General features: G+C 60.9%; 8 protein-coding genes and 1 pseudogene. 3 read left to right on the forward strand and 6 right to left on the reverse strand.

The features are described from left to right. Nucleotides 1-34 precede the first annotated feature (34 nt). Nucleotides 35-1,414 carry an aldehyde dehydrogenase family protein gene (locus tag AC5RK6_RS06725; RefSeq protein WP_320757545.1) on the reverse strand — a complete coding sequence of 460 codons (1,380 nt, stop codon included), beginning with the start codon at nt 1,412-1,414 and terminating at the stop codon, nt 35-37. Nucleotides 1,415-1,506: 92 nt separating this feature from the next. Here AC5RK6_RS06725 and AC5RK6_RS06730 point away from each other — a divergent pair, with 92 nt between their 5' ends. Further along, the gene (locus AC5RK6_RS06730) at nt 1,507-2,280 is read left to right on the forward strand and encodes a DUF981 family protein (protein WP_320757546.1); all 774 of its coding nucleotides are present in this window, start codon (nt 1,507-1,509) and stop codon (nt 2,278-2,280) included. Nucleotides 2,281-2,463: 183 nt separating this feature from the next. Here the strand turns inward: AC5RK6_RS06730 and pflA are convergent, their stop codons facing one another. The 3 genes and pseudogenes from pflA to guaA all read right to left on the reverse strand — a co-directional run bounded on the left by pflA (nt 2,464) and on the right by guaA (nt 7,732). Continuing rightward, nucleotides 2,464-3,342 carry a pyruvate formate-lyase-activating protein gene (gene pflA / locus AC5RK6_RS06735; RefSeq protein ID WP_051278118.1) on the reverse strand — a complete coding sequence of 293 codons (879 nt, stop codon included), beginning with the start codon at nt 3,340-3,342 and terminating at the stop codon, nt 2,464-2,466. 3 nt (nt 3,343-3,345) lie between these two features. Beyond that, a pseudogene (gene pflB, locus AC5RK6_RS06740) lies at nt 3,346-5,736 on the reverse strand (formate C-acetyltransferase). A gap of 418 nt (nt 5,737-6,154) precedes the next feature. Then, nucleotides 6,155-7,732, reverse strand: a complete 1,578-nt coding sequence (guaA, locus tag AC5RK6_RS06745; RefSeq protein WP_016443034.1) for a glutamine-hydrolyzing GMP synthase — start codon at nt 7,730-7,732, stop codon at nt 6,155-6,157. Between the two features lie 155 nt (nt 7,733-7,887). Between guaA and pta the strand changes: the two genes are divergently transcribed. Both pta and AC5RK6_RS06755 read left to right on the forward strand, forming a co-directional pair. Next, nucleotides 7,888-9,582 (forward strand): phosphate acetyltransferase, encoded by a 1,695-nt coding sequence (pta, locus tag AC5RK6_RS06750; RefSeq protein ID WP_435730681.1) that lies wholly within the window; start codon nt 7,888-7,890, stop codon nt 9,580-9,582. A 70-nt stretch (nt 9,583-9,652) separates the two neighbouring features. Then, complete coding sequence (locus AC5RK6_RS06755; RefSeq protein WP_320757548.1) at nt 9,653-10,828, forward strand: acetate/propionate family kinase; 1,176 nt, start codon at nt 9,653-9,655, stop codon at nt 10,826-10,828. Nucleotides 10,829-10,998: 170 nt separating this feature from the next. Here AC5RK6_RS06755 and AC5RK6_RS06760 read toward each other — a convergent pair whose 3' ends face one another. Both AC5RK6_RS06760 and AC5RK6_RS06765 read right to left on the reverse strand, forming a co-directional pair. Continuing rightward, nucleotides 10,999-12,846 (reverse strand): FAD-binding protein, encoded by a 1,848-nt coding sequence (locus tag AC5RK6_RS06760; protein ID WP_435730680.1) that lies wholly within the window; start codon nt 12,844-12,846, stop codon nt 10,999-11,001. A gap of 459 nt (nt 12,847-13,305) precedes the next feature. Next, nucleotides 13,306-15,006 (reverse strand): sodium:solute symporter family protein, encoded by a 1,701-nt coding sequence (locus AC5RK6_RS06765; RefSeq protein WP_087070574.1) that lies wholly within the window; start codon nt 15,004-15,006, stop codon nt 13,306-13,308. Nucleotides 15,007-15,008: the final 2 nt, after the last annotated feature.

The following is a 15,008-nucleotide window of genomic DNA, read 5'->3' on the forward strand; positions in this document are numbered from 1 at the left end:
CCGGCCCCGCGCCAGCTAAGCTGCGGCGTCGTACCTACCGTGCCGGGTGGACTCGCACCGCGTGTTCATTAGTGAAGGCACGCAAGCCCCAGGCGCCTTCCTCCCGGCCGTAACCGGACCGGTTAATCCCTCCGAATGGCCACGTGGGCGCCGATTCACGGTGCTTATTGATAATGGTCATCCCGGCGGCGAGCCGTGCCGCGAAGCGCTGCGCTTTCTCCAGATCCTGACTCCACACCGAGGATTGCAAACCGTAGGCGGTGCTATTGGCCAGCGCGAGGGCTTCTTCCTCATCCGCGACCCGGTAGAGCGCCACCACCGGCCCGAATACTTCGTTGCACGCGATATCGTGGCCGGCGGGGATATCGGTAAGCAGTGCCGGGGTCATATAGGCCCCGGGACGGTCAATTCTTTCACCACCGTAGTGGAGGTGCGCTCCAGCGGCGACGGCGCTCTCCACCCGCCGCACCACGTCATCACGTGCCGCAATCGAGGACAGCGGCCCCATATCCGTGGCCGGGTCATCATAGGGCCCCACCACAATGCTTGCGATCTCCGTGCGGGCCGCCGCGAAGAATTCCTCAAAAACGCTCTCCAGCACGATAATGCGCTTATTCGAGGTACAGACCTGCCCGGCATTGAAAACGCGTGTGCGCACCGCCTCGCGCGCTACCGCGGGGATATCAGCGGCATCTAGGACCACCATGGCGTCATTACCGCCCAATTCCAAGAGGGAGCGTTTCGTGTACTTCCCGACCAACTGCGCAACCGAGGACCCTGCTCGGTCCGAGCCGGTGAGCGATACTCCTTTAACGCGCGGATCTGCTAGCACATGCTCCGTATCCTCGATATCCAGGTAGATATTCTGGTACACCCCGGAGGGTAGGCCAGCCTCCCGCAGCAGCGCTTCAAAAGCAGCCGAGGAGCGCGGGCAGATCTCTGCCTGTTTCATGAGGACGGTATTCCCGACCATGAGTTGGGGTAGTGCGAAACGGGCGATTTGAGAATAGGGAAAATTCCACGGCATGATTCCCAGCAGAACACCCAGCGGCTGATGGAGCACGTAGGTAAGAATGCCGTCCTCAGCATCCAGCGTGGTGGGTTCCAGATAGCGCGGCGCGTTATCCGCAAACCAGTGGGCATGGTGGCTGACCGTGGCGAGTTCCGCGGCGCCGTCGCGTAACGGTTTACCCATTTCGCGCCCGATGAGCTCAGCAAGTTCATCGGAGCGCTCCGTGACGAGTTCCCCGAAGCGGTGCAGGATCTCGCTACGGCGTGCCATTGGGGTATCCCGCCACGTGGTAAAAGCATCCCAGGCAGCTCCGATCACGCCGGGGATAGCAGCGGTGGGAAGGGAGGCGAAGCGTTCTTCCACCTCGCCGGTATTGGGGTTATGCACGCGGTAGTGACTCATAGCCCTAGCTTACTGTGTTGCGGCCCACTGCAGCGGGCGAAGCCGGCTATCATGGGGACATTAGTCCTAGCTAAGAGAAAGGAGTGGTGAACGTGGGAGATTTCTTTACCGGGGAAAGTACCCCGGGAATGATTGATTGGGCTTCGATGCCCACCTACAACACCATTATGGCCATCGCGGCCGGGGTGGGCTTGATGTTGGTTGGCCGGCTGCTGGTGCAGTTGCGCAGCGCGGTTCCAGCGGAAGTTGCGGGAGCTGGAGCGGATACCGATAAGGCCGTGAGCCTGGATGGATACACCCTGGGCTTCTTCGTGACCGGCCTAATCCAGACGCTGACCGGCCTGCATATGTCCCTCACGTGGCCGCTGGCCGCCGGGGGCTTCCCCTTTGACAATATTATCTTTGGAGAAACCTGCCTCGGCTTCGGGGTGCTCTTGCTGGCGGCGAGTTTCATCCTGTGGAAGCGCGGGGATCGTATCCTCGCTTCCGACGCTCCTTTCCGCACTTTCGCCCGGATTGCCCGCCCCGTCTCCATTTTCGCGCTGGCAATGGGCTTGGCGTTATTGGCAATTATGTGCGCCGGGATGGTCTATCAATTCTTTGCGGCGCCTCCCCAGGAGCCGATTTCTGGGTCCTTCGCGGCTTACCCCTGGTTGGAATCCATCGCCCTCTCCGCAGTCTTTGGCCTGGCCGGTGTGGGCGCGATTCTCTTCTTTGCCGCGGTGCGGCCGAATGCCCGCGGGCAGGTGCGCGACGGCGTAGTGAACGCCGCCTACTGGTGCCTGGTTATCAGCGGGGTGATCTTTATGCTCTTCGGTGCGATGAACTTCTATACTCATATCGGGCTCGTGGTCAATACCATGTAGCGCTGCCACACTGGCGCGCCGCCCGGTGTAGCTGCGGCCGCCCGCGGTGGCCGCAGCTGCGGCGTCGTACCTCACGTTTTAGGTACGACGCCGCAGCACCGAGCAGTGCGTACCCCACGCAGGCACGCACACGAAAGGGCCGCATCCCTCGCGGGACGCGGCCCTTAGCGTCATCCGTAGCCTTTAGAAAGCCGGGGTATTAAGCCCCAAGCGCCGGAAGTGTTCCCGCGCTTCTTCCACGGCTTGTGGTGACGGCGGTACGACGTCTTCCAGTTGGTAGTCGTAGCCAAGTGAATGCCACTTGTCTCGACCCATCTGGTGGAACGGTAGGACTTCAACGCGGCTGACCGCGTTCTTCCACCGTGCAACGATCTTCGCAACGTTCTCCACGTTCTCCGGATCGTCTGTCAGCCCGGGCACGAGTACGAAACGTACCCAGATTTCCTTGCCCGCAGCAGCCAATCGATCACCAAAATCAATGGTCGGTTGCAGTTCGCGGCCGGTCGTGCGCTTGTAGACTTCTTCGGATCCGGATTTAACGTCGAGCAACACCATGTCGATATAGCTCATCATTTCGTCATCGACGTTACGCCCAAGATATCCGGAAGTATCGATACACGTATGGATTCCCATTTCCTTGGCGCCGCGGAGCACGGTCTTGAGGAAGGCGGGTTGCATTAAGCATTCGCCACCCGAGATCGTGATTCCACCGCCAGTCGCCTTGAACATACGACGGTAGCGTTTCCAGCGCCGCAGCAATTCATCAGAATCCACCGGCTGACCATCCTTCATAATGAAGGTGTCAGGGTTGTGACAGTACAGGCACCGCAGGGGGCATCCTGCCATGAAGACTGTCATTCGGGTTCCGGGCCCGTCCACCGCGGTCACAAGTTCCCACGAGTGGACGGAACCGAGGGTTCCCTCGCGCATCTTGCGAAGCCGTTCTTTACGTTCGATGTCGTCGAGGACATCGATTCCTCCGAGACCGGCCCCCTGCAACCGACCGGTCGGCGCTTCGAAATCTTGAAGGCCGACCGGTGCTAGTCGCAACTCAGCAGACAATTGTTATGCCGAGTGATGGAAGGTACGCGACAGAACGTCGAGCTGCTGTTCGCGGGTCAGCTTCACGAAGTTGACAGCGTAGCCGGACACGCGAACGGTCAGGTTCGGGTACTTCTCGGGGTGATCGATCGCGTCCTCGAGGGTGGAACGATCCAGCACGTTGATATTGGCGTGGTACAGACCCTGCACCCCACCGTTATCTTCGCGAGCAGCCTTCATCGACTCGAGACGCTCTTCGTAGGTCTTAGCCATTTTTTACCTTCTTTTCTTTGTTGGGGGTTGAATCTTAGAGTTTTAGTCTTCTTCAGCCATGAAGCCGGCATCCATAATTCCGACCAGGTTCTTGACCTGCTCTTCCTTATTGCGGCCGAGACCGGCCGGCGTAATGGTATTCGTCAAGGAAATACCATCGAGGGCATCCTTGTAATCCAGCTTACCAACGGACATCATGGACGCCACCATACCGTGGGTATCCATGCCGTTCTCCGGGTTCGCGCCCGGGGAGAACGGGGTGCCAGCCTTGTGGCCGGACGGGAAGGAACCCGTGGCCTTGCCGTACACCACGTTGGAGGTAATGGTCAGCACCGACTGGGTCGGGATGGCGTCGCGGTACATCGGGATCGCCTTGATCTTCGACATGATGGTGTGGACCACGGTTGCCGCGATGTCATCAGCGCGGTCGTCGTCGTTACCGTAGATCGGGAAGGTGCCTTCCGTCTTGTAATCGACAACGAGGCCGGTCTCATCACGAACCGGGTAGACCTTCGCGTACTTGATCGCGGAAAGCGAGTCAGCCACGATGGACAGGCCGGCAATACCGCAACCCATGGTACGGATGATCTCCGAATCGTGGAGAGCCATCTCCACCGACTCGTAAGCGTAGCGGTCGTGGCAGTAGTGGATGATGTTGAGAGCTTCAACGTAGGTACCAACTACCCAGTCGAGCATCTCTTCGTACTTCTGCCAGACTTCGTCGAAGTCAAGCGGGCCGTCGCCTTCGATCGGGGTGAACAGACCCGGTTCGGTCACCTGCTTGCCGGTCATTTCATCGCGGCCGCCGTTGATGGCGTAGAGCAGGGCCTTCGCGGAGTTCACACGAGCACCGAAGAACTGCATCTGCTTGCCCACCCGCATCGGGGAGACACAGCAAGCGATGGCGGCATCGTCGCCCCACTGGTTACGAATCTGTTCGTCAGATTCGTACTGGATGGACGATGTTTCGATGGAGATGGCCGCGCAGAATTCCTTGTAGCCTTCCGGAAGCGCCGGATCCCAGAAAATGGTGATATTCGGTTCCGGAGCCGGACCCAGGTTACGCAGGGTCTGGAGCAGACGGAAGGAGGTCTTGGTAACGAGGGTGCGCCCGTCATCACCGAAACCGGCATCCGACCAGGTGGCCCAGTAGGGATCACCGGAGAAGATCTGATCGTAATCGATGGTGCGCAGGAAGCGGACGATACGCAGCTTCATGACGAGGTTGTCAATCATTTCCTGCGCATCGGATTCCGTGATGGTTCCGGCAGCCAGATCGCGCTCGAAGTAAATATCGAGGAAGGCGGACAGACGGCCGATGGACATGGCCGCGCCGTCCTGGCTCTTCACGGAAGCGAGGTAGCCGAAGTACAGCCACTGCACGGCTTCACGCGAGTTCTTCGCCGGGCCGGAGATGTCGAAGCCGTAGATCTCACCGAGGGTCTTGAGCTTCTTCAGGGCCTTGATCTGCTCCGCGTGTTCCTCACGGAAACGAGCCCAGTGCTCGGAGAAGGGCTGAGCGGCCACGGAATCCTTCATGGCCTGCTTCTCTTCGATGAGCTTATCCACACCGTAGAGCGCCACGCGGCGGTAGTCACCAATAATGCGACCACGGCCGTAAGCATCCGGAAGGCCGGTAATAATGTGCGAGGACCGAGCCGCGCGAATACGCGGGGTGTAAATATCAAAGACCGCGTCATTGTGAGTCTTGCGGTAGCGGGTGAAGATCTTCTTGATCTCCGGGTTTACTTCCTTGCCCGCTTCCTTGATGGCGGTTTCCACCATGCGCCAGCCACCGTTGGGCATCATCGCGCGCTTGAGCGGAACATCGGTCTGCAGGCCGACGACGACGTCGTCATCTTCGGAAATGTAGCCGGCGGGGAAAGCGTCAATATCGGCCGGGGTGTCGGTGTCGACGTCGTACACGCGACGACGACGCTCCTCGGAGAGGTAATTTTCCTCAAGAGACTCCCACAGCCGAGTGGTCTTCTCCGTCGGGCCGGCCAGGAACGAAGCATCCCCTTCGTAGGGGGTGTAGTTCTTCTGGATGAAGTCACGAACGTCAATGGCTTCATTCCAGGTGCCGGACGTGAAACCCGCCCAGGCTTCCTCTGTTGGGGTATCGGTAGCAGTGCGCTCCATGTGCGTCTAACTCTCCTTGTGTCGTGTCAGTACCCGTTATTATCCAAGCATAAAGCAATTCACAACGGAACAGAGATTCCGTAAGAAATTGCCGCACGCTTGCGTCCGCACCGTATCCACGCCCTTGCGCGAATCGCTACGGCACCGAGGTAACAAGTCCTGATTCTTTTACCTGTTGTCCGTATTAATCGGCCAGGCACAAGCGACTCTCGATTGTATTGTCCGGCACGGGCGGCGGGCGTTTACCACTCGCTGTCCGCGCCTACATTTATCCTAACGCGCTTCTGTGAAAAAACATTCCCAGACACGTGAGACGAGTGGCGCACAATCCCGCGGCACCCCCGGCGGGCGCGCCGATACGCGACTTCACGTCACCACTCGTCCCATATGTGTGAGAAATCACTTTTAATAGGAAGTCCTATTCCCATTCAATCGTTGCCGGCGGCTTGGAGGTTACATCCAGAACCACGCGATTTACTTCCGCAACAGAGTTTGTGATGCGGTTGGAAATATGGGCGAGCACGTCGTAAGGAACGCGCGCCCAATCTGCCGTCATCGCATCCTCGGAAGATACCGGGCGCAGCACAATGGGATGCCCGTAGGTGCGGTGATCCCCCTGCACGCCCACCGAATGAACCTCCGCCAGCAGCACCACCGGGCACTGCCAAATCTCGGCGTCCAAACCTGCCGCGGTAAGTTCTTCGCGAGCGATAGCATCCGCTTCGCGCAGGATGCGCAGGTTATCTTCGGTAACTTCGCCGATCACGCGGATCGCCAGACCCGGCCCCGGGAAGGGCTGGCGGGCCACGATTTTCTCAGGCACGCCCAGTTCGCGCCCAATAGCACGCACCTCATCCTTGAAGAGGCTGCGCAGGGGCTCAATAAGCTCGAAATTCATATCCTCGGGCAAGCCACCCACATTGTGGTGGCTCTTAATATTGGAGGCGCCTTCTCCCCCGCCCGATTCCACCACGTCGGGGTAGAGAGTACCCTGAACAAGGAATTTCACGTCCTCCCCGCCACCGAGCTTATCGACTAGCTGACGCTGCGCACTTTCGAAAGAGCGAATAAATTCCCGCCCGATAATCTTGCGCTTTGTTTCCGGATCGCGCACGCCAGCCAGCGCGGAGAGGAAGCGCTGCGATTCATCAATAGTGAAGATACGAATGCCCGTACTTTCCGCGTAATCGCGTTCCACCTGCTCACGTTCACCGGCGCGCAGCAGCCCGTGGTCGATAAAGAAGCAGGTGAGCTGGTCACCAATGGCTTTGTGTACAAGGGCAGCCGCAACCGAGGAATCCACCCCGCCGGAGAGTGCGCAGATCACTTGCGCGGAACCCACCCGCTCGCGAATCTGGGCCACTTGCTCGTCAATAATGGAGGAAGGAGTCCAGTTCGGACTAATCCCCGCGCCCTCGTAGAGGAAGTTTTCCAGAGCGGCCTGACCTCGTTGGGAGTGGAGCACTTCCGGGTGCCATTGCACGCCGAAGAGCCGGCGCTTGCGATCTTCAAATGCGGCCACCGGAGTTTCATCGGTAGCGGCGGTAACGGTAAAGCCTTCGGGAGCTTCGCTCACGGCATCCCCGTGGCTCATCCACACAATTTGCTTATCTTCCAGGCCGGCGAAGAGGCAAGAATCACCGGCGGTACGGGCTTCCGTACGTCCGTATTCGCGGGTGCCAGTGCGCCCCACGCGCCCGCCCAGTGCCTGGGCCATCGCCTGGAACCCGTAGCAGATCCCGAGGATGGGCACCCCGGCCTCAAAAATATCCTTATCGATTGCTGGAGCGCCCTCCGCGTACACGGATGCCGGGCCACCGGAAAGAATAATGGCCGCGGGTTTTTTCGCCAGCATATCCGCGGCGGACATAGTATGCGGAACAATTTCTGAATAAACGTGTGCTTCACGAACGCGCCGCGCAATGAGCTGAGCGTACTGCGCACCAAAATCGACAACAAGAACCGGGGAATTATCGCTGGTATTCACGCTGTTCATTCTAATGATTAAAACGCGCCGGCGCCTACTGAGCGCCAGACCCCACCCGGAAGGTTTCTAGGACCTTCGTCACCGGAATGCAGCGACGGCGTTCCCCCGCCCGCACGGACCTGAGCTGGGCATGCACATCTGCCCGCAAGATGTGAGATTATTTGATGGGATATCCCGGCGTGGATACGCCTATTTTTTCAAGGGTCCTCACGGGCCGGAAGGATAAGAAAGTGACCTACAGCGTATATTTCACCGCGGTAGAAGGCAATGCGGGCACCCAGGCGGTTGCCAGCGCCTACGTTGATGTACTCACCTCCACTTACAAGAACGTCGGGGTGTTCCGGGCGTTCACCAACGGAAATATCGAAAATGACTCCGCCTTCCTTCAGCTGCTCGACCAGGTTGGCCGCGGCGAGGATCGCGATATCGCCTGGGGTTCGAGCCGGCAGGCTTACGTGGCTGACGAAGAAGAGGCCATGACCCAGCTGGTGAATCGCTACACGGATTACGCCCAGAACTTTGATGCGGTGCTCATTCTCGGCATTCTGGACGGGGATCCCATCAATCCCGGGATGCTTTCGCGTACCGGCCGCACCATCGCCAACCTGGGAACCACCGGCATCGTTGCCGTTTCGGCGGCTCAGCGCAGTGCCGCGCAGGTGGAGGTTGTTGCCCAGCTTTCCGCGAAGGAAATCGCGGATCGGTACGGCACCCTGAGTGCGCTTATTGTTGTCGATGCCGATGACTCCGTTCCGACTACCATGCGTGACCTGGGCATTCCTACTATTTACCTCCCCGATGGTGAGGCGCGTTCCTTTACCGATGCAGACCGGGCCATTCTCATTGCCGCGATGGAAGAGGAATCCTCGGTTATTACCCCGCTATCCTTCCAGGCCTCTCTGGCGGCCCGGGCCCGCAAGGCAAAGAAGCGCATTGTTATGCCGGAAGCCGAAGATGACCGCATTTTGCTGGCCACCGCACAGATCCTGGCTCGCGATATCGCGGATATTACGCTGGTCGGGGAAAAGGATGAGGTTCTCGCCCGCGCAGCTGAGCTCGGGGTGGATGTATCCGGTGCGGAGATTATTTCCCTGGGCGATCCGGAGCGGGTGCGCCGCTACGCGGAGAAGTTCGCCGAGCTGCGTGCCAAGAAGGGCGTGACCTACGATCAGGCCGTAGAGAAGATGAAGGATCCTTCCTACTACGGCACCATGATGGTCTACATGGGCGATGCCGATGGCATGGTTTCGGGAGCGAATCACACCACTGCGAATACCATTGTTCCCTCCTTCCAGACCATCAAGATGAAGCCCGGCACGAAGACGGTCTCCGGTGCTTTCCTCATGCTCATGGATGATCGCGTCTACGTGTACGCCGATTGCGCGGTCAATACCAATCCCACCCCGGAAGAGTTGGCCGGCATCGCCATCGATTCGGCCCGCACCGCCCAGCAATTCGGTATTGAGCCGCGCGTGGCCATGCTCTCCTATTCCTCGGGTACCTCCGGGAAGGGACCGGATGTGGATGCGGTTCGGGAAGCCACGGAGCTCGCAAAGAGTCTCGCCCCCGAGGGTGTGCTTATTGACGGACCGCTCCAGTACGACGCTTCGGTGGATGCCGCGGCCGCGAAGAAGAAGTTGCCGAATTCCCCGGTAGCCGGCCGCGCCACGGTCTTTGTTTTCCCGAATCTGAATGCCGGCAATATCGGCTACAAGGCCGTGCAGCGTTCTTCGGGCGCGGTGGCCGTAGGCCCGGTGCTCCAGGGCCTGAATAAGCCGGTCAATGACCTTTCCCGCGGCGCGCTCGTGGAGGATATCGTCAATACCGTGGCGATTACCGCGATCCAGGCGCAGGAATAAGCTGTATCCAGCATTACACTGAAGTTATAGGGGTGGGCGTCCACCCGGTCACAGACACAAGGAGATCATTTTGTCCGTTCTCGTAATTAATTCCGGCTCCTCCTCGATCAAGTACAAGGTCGTGGACCCCGAATCGGGTGAGGAACTCGCCTCCGGCCTCGTGGAGCAGATCGGCCTGCCCTCTGGCCACGTCAAGCACGAACACGGTGAGGACGTGCGCGAATGGGAAGGCCCCATTCCCAACCACGAAGTCGGTATGGAGAAGGTGCTCGAATTCTTCGACGCCGCCGGCCCGTCCCTGCATGATGGCTCCATTCGCGCCGTCGGGCACCGCGTGGTCCAGGGCGGGAAGTATTTCGATGGCCCGGCCCTCATCACCGATGCGGTACGCCAGAAGATCGAAGAGCTCCAGCCGCTCGGTCCGCTGCACAACCCGCCGGCCCTGGAGGGCATCAAGGTGGCGCAGCGCCTGCTCCCGAACGTCCCGCACGTGGCGGTTTTCGATACCGCCTTCTTCCAGAGCCTGCCGGAAGAGGCCGCGCGTTACGGCCTCAACCGCGAGATTGCCGATAAGTATGAGATCCGCCGCTACGGCGCTCACGGCACTTCGCACCAGTATGTGTCCGGTGAGGTAGCAAAGTTCCTCGGCCGCGATGATCTCAAGCAGATCGTGCTGCATATCGGTAACGGTGCTTCGGTTTCCGCGGTGGATTCGGGTCGCGCGGTGGAAACGTCGATGGGCTTGACCCCGCTGGAGGGTCTCGTCATGGGTGGGCGCACCGGTGATATTGATCCGGCCGCCGTCTTCCACCTGGCTCGCGAGGCGAAGATGTCCATCGATGAGATCGATAAGCTTTTCAACCGCCAGTCCGGTATGGCGGGGTTGACCGGCTCTTCCGATCTGCGTGACGTGCACGCCATGGTGGAGAAGGGCGATGAGAACGCGAAGGAAGCGGTGGATATTTACGTCCATCGCATCGTCAAGTACATCGGCTCCTACACCGCGATTCTTGGCGGCCTGGATGCCCTGACCTTCACCGCCGGTGTGGGTGAGAATGACGATATTATCCGCAAGGAAGTCCTTGACCGCCTGGCTCCCTTCGGTGTCAAGTACGATGCCGAAAAGAACGCCACGCGTTCGAAGAAGGCGCGGGAGATCTCCACGGAGGATTCCACGGTACATGTGCTCGTGGTTCCGACCAATGAGGAGCGGGCCATCGCCCAGCAGGCTATGACGCTCGTCTAAACACGCGCCCGTTATTTTCGGGTACGACGACGCAGGGGGAGTAACCGTTCCGGTTACTCCCCCCACTTATTGGGCTGTGTGGTGATTGAGGAGGAATTGCTAACCGAGGCTGGCACCTATTTCCGGGGCCGCGGCTATTAATTCGCTACCGTGTTCGGGCGCCGGCGTAGCTACCGGCTTTCCGGAGCCGGGGCCGCTACCCGCTTTCGGATCAGGGTAATGAGCTCGGGAAGCACCGTGTAGAGGTCTCCGACGATTCCGTAATCGCAGAATTCGAACATTTCCGCTTCGGGATCATTATTGATCACCACGATGACGCCGGAATCCGTAACTCCCGCGGTGTGATGCGGTTGGCCAGAAATGCCGATGGCGATATACAAATCCGGGGCGATAACCGTGCCCGAAAGCCCAACGTAGGAATCACGCGGGAGCCAAGCATCGCCTTCGGCCAGCGGGCGGGTTGCTCCTTCCGCGGCGTCGAGCACCTCAGCTAGTTCATGGAAGAGCCTCAGATCTTCCTTGGCGGCGAAACCGCGGCCGGCACCGACCACTCGGGTGGCGGTGGCCAAGCGCCGCTCGGACACATCTTCCGATTCGGCTGCGGTGATCCGCGCCGGCGCTATCGCGCCGGCCGGGGCCGCCACCTCAGATACCGCGGCGCCACCAGCGCTCGCTGCGCCGCCACAGCCCGAGGCAGCGCCAGCACATGCAGCCGTACCGGGAAGCGAACCGATAACGCCCACGAAGGTCACTCCCGCGCGCGCGTAGGTTTCCAAGGAGATAGCACCGAAACGCCCGCTAACCACGTGCTCGGCACTAACTTCACGCACATCGGTGAGGATGGGCCAGCCGCGCCGGCCGGCGATTTCCCCACCCAGCGCGCGTTCACTCGGCTCATTAGGAACCAGCACAATATCCCCGGGCCGGGCATCCACAAGCTCGGTGAGCACCGCGCTCAGGGCCTCGGGCGGCACGTCACTGGGGTGCGTAATAACCTGCACGCTGGTCGCATCCGGGAAGCCGGGCAGTTGCCCACTTTCCGGAGCCGTTTCACCTTCGGGGACAAGGGCAATCACATGAACTGCATCGAAGCGGCGCAGGGCCGGAAGGAAAGGCGAAATAGTGGCACCGGCCGTGATCACCCATACCGCGTGCTCCGGGGCGGCGCCGGTAGTCGAAGATGCCTCTGCCGCGGGAGTGCCGGCAGCGTGAGGAGCGGCGTCGTCGCCAGAAATGCCCGTGGAACCGGCGTTCGGCAGCAGGCCGCGCCGATCCAAGATCCCGACGAGTTCAGCCACGGCGCCGGGGCCGTCGAGGATTTGGTGGAGGCGAGGTTGGACGGGCGGAACCGCGCGCGCGATGGGGTCAAGGGTGCGCCCTTCCATATCGCCGAGGTCGGCGGCGGTAAGAAGTTGGGCGGGCTTTTTGGCAGCGTCGAGGATATCTTTCATGGCCGGGACTTTGACGGCCGCGGCATCGGACGTGACAGCGATAACCACCGGGCCGCTCACGCGCACCTCGCGGCGCTGCCCGCCGGTGTGCTGGGTGAGGAGGAGATCCTCCCCCGCCGTGTTGATGGCTGAAACATCCTGGAAAGACGGCCAGCCCAGCGCCCCGGCGATCACACCGGAGACCATTTTCGAGCCTTCGTCGGTGGAACCCGGGCCGGTGATAAGCGCTGTGATGGTGCCGTCGCGCTGCACTACCCGCGCCAGGGCTTCGCCCACCGCGGTGGAATTCCAGCTGGTGGTGGCATCATCACTCACCACGAGCAGGCGGTCCGGGCCTTTGGACAGCGCGTTTTTGCGCAGCGCCGGGGTGCCGATGGAGTCGGGGCCCAGGGTGATACCCACAACCTCGGTGCCCAGGGAGTCGCCGAGTTCCCGCGCTGCCCGCATGGCAACGGCGTCGTCGTCGCTAATGGAGAGGCGCGCGCCGCTCCAATCCACCACACCGGAATCCAGTACGTGCGCTGAACGTGGATCGCCGGCAATTTTGTAGGCAACCGCAATGGTCATAAGTGTCCCCTGACGTAGGCGTTAGGCTTGCACATAATCTTAGCTCTCCCGCGGCGCGGTGGGCTGCGCATCCTCATCGGGCAGGCGCGAGCCGAGCGCTTCGGAGAGCACCTGCGGGGCGGCGGCGCTGCGGCCGGCAAAGAAGAGCGCCACGATCATCATGGCCAGGCCGGTCCACAGGTTGAGGTTGATGCCCGCGGCTTTGGCCAGGTCCTCCTCGGTCACGAAGAAGAGCCCGTAGCCGGCCAGCATCGTTCCGAAAACCCCGAACATGATGGCGATCCAGGTGCGCAGGTCGAAAAGCGAGAGCCGCCCGNGGCGCGCCNCGGGGAGGTGCGGCGCCGGCGCCGAAGCGGACTCGCCGCCCGCTGCACCCGCGTGGCCCGATTGCACGGGCGCCGAAGCTGGCGCGGCGCTCCGCCGAGCTGCGTCGTCGTTCATAGATTCGTATCCCTTCATTTACAGCACCACATTGAGGACCGTGCACACCGCGAGCACCGCGATGCCCAGCGGCACCGGTTCTTCCCACCAGTGCAGTTTTTCGCCGGTGAGGGCGCGTTCGCGGGCTTCGGCCACCCGGGCTTCGTGCAGTTTCGGGGCCGGCTGGGCGCCCTTAATATCCATCTTGACGCGCCCCCACACCAAGCCGTCGAGTTCCTCGATGGGCTTGGGGCGCGTGACCTTCGTGACGAGCACCGACACGATGAAATCGGCAATAAAAGCGACACCGGAAGCCGTGAAGGAAGCCGCCTGGGAAGAATTGAAGTCCAGCAGCCCGTTCGCGTAGCCCAGCTGGATAAACCCGGCTCCGGCCGCGCCGGCCACCAGGCCCCACAGCCCGGCCTGCGGGCTCATGCGCGCCCAGAACATTCCCATAATGAAGGTGGCGAAAAGCGGGGCGTTGAAAATGGACTGCAACATCTGGGTGTAGTCCTGAATATTGGAGAATTCCGCCGCGATAAAGGCCGCCCCGATGGCGATAAGCACCCCGATAATCGTCAGGCGGCGCCCGATTTTAATGTAGTAGGTGTCCTTGCGGCCCGGGCGCACGTACGTTTCCCAAATATCGTAGGTGACCACGGTATTGAAAGAAGAAACATTCGCCGCCATTCCAGCCATAAAGGCCGCGATCAGCCCGGCCAGCGCCATGCCCAGCAGCCCGTGCGGGAGCACCTCCCCCATAAGCGCCGGGAAGGCTTCGTTATGCGTGATCTCGCCGGTGTGCAGCTGCGGGATGAGAACCGCGGCAATCAGCCCGGGCACGATAATAATGAGCGGCAAGAACATTTTCGGGATCGCCGCGAGGATCGGGGTCAGGCGTGCGGAACGCATATCTTTGGCGGACAGCGCGCGCTGCACCTCGGTGAAATTTGTGGTCCAATACCCGAAGGAATTCACGAAGCCCATCCCCAGCAGCAGCGCGATCCAATTCCCGTACGGGTTCGTGGTGTTCCCGAGTCCGGTTCCGCCCCACACATCCAGGCCGTTCGGGCCGAGCACCTGGGTTTCGTTGAGGGCGTTGACCAGCCCGGCCGGTCCGCCCACCCGCGCCAGCCCGGCGATGGTCAGCGGGGTGAGCACCGCAACGATGAGCAGGAATTGCAGCACCTCGTTGTACATGGTGGCGGTGAGCCCGCCCATCACCGTGTAGACCAGCACCACGCCGGCCGCGATAATAATCGAAGCCCACAGCGGCACCCCGATAAGCACATTAATGAGGAGGGCGAGGGCGAAAAGATTGATGCCGGCCACCAGGATGGTCGCCACCGAGAAAATCACCGATTGGTAGAGGTGGGTGGGCCGGTCGAAACGCAAACGCAGGTATTCGGGAACCGAACGGACCCGCGAGCCGTAATAGAAGGGCATCATAATGAGCCCGAGGAAGATCATGGCCGGCACCGCGCCGATCCAGTAGTAATGCACCGTGGGCAGGCCGTATTGGGAGCCGGAGGCCGCCATCCCGATGAGTTCTACCGCCCCGATATTCGCGGAGAGGAAAGCCAGCGCGCAGATCCACGCCGGCAGCGAACGCCCGGAGAGGAAAAAATCCTCCGAGGTAGTGACTTTGCGCCGGGTGACCACGCCGATGACGAGGACCAGCACCAGGTAGAGCACCACGAAGCTGTAGTCGAAAGCGCTCGCGTCGAGCCGCAAATCCATGT

It is taken from the genome of Actinotignum sp. usb-actsch-213, assembly GCF_059085665.1.

Excerpts from the sequence above, each read along its gene's own strand:
- AC5RK6_RS06725 (WP_320757545.1), bottom strand. The coding sequence starts at position 1,414 with ATGAGTCACTACCGCGTGCATAACCCCAATACCGGCGAGGTGGAAGAA.
- pta (WP_435730681.1), top strand. The coding sequence starts at position 7,888 with ATGGGATATCCCGGCGTGGATACGCCTATTTTTTCAAGGGTCCTCACG.
- AC5RK6_RS06765 (WP_087070574.1), bottom strand. The coding sequence starts at position 15,006 with ATGGATTTGCGGCTCGACGCGAGCGCTTTCGACTACAGCTTCGTGGTG.
- AC5RK6_RS06760 (WP_435730680.1), bottom strand. The coding sequence starts at position 12,846 with ATGACCATTGCGGTTGCCTACAAAATTGCCGGCGATCCACGTTCAGCG.
- guaA (WP_016443034.1), bottom strand. The coding sequence starts at position 7,732 with ATGAACAGCGTGAATACCAGCGATAATTCCCCGGTTCTTGTTGTCGAT.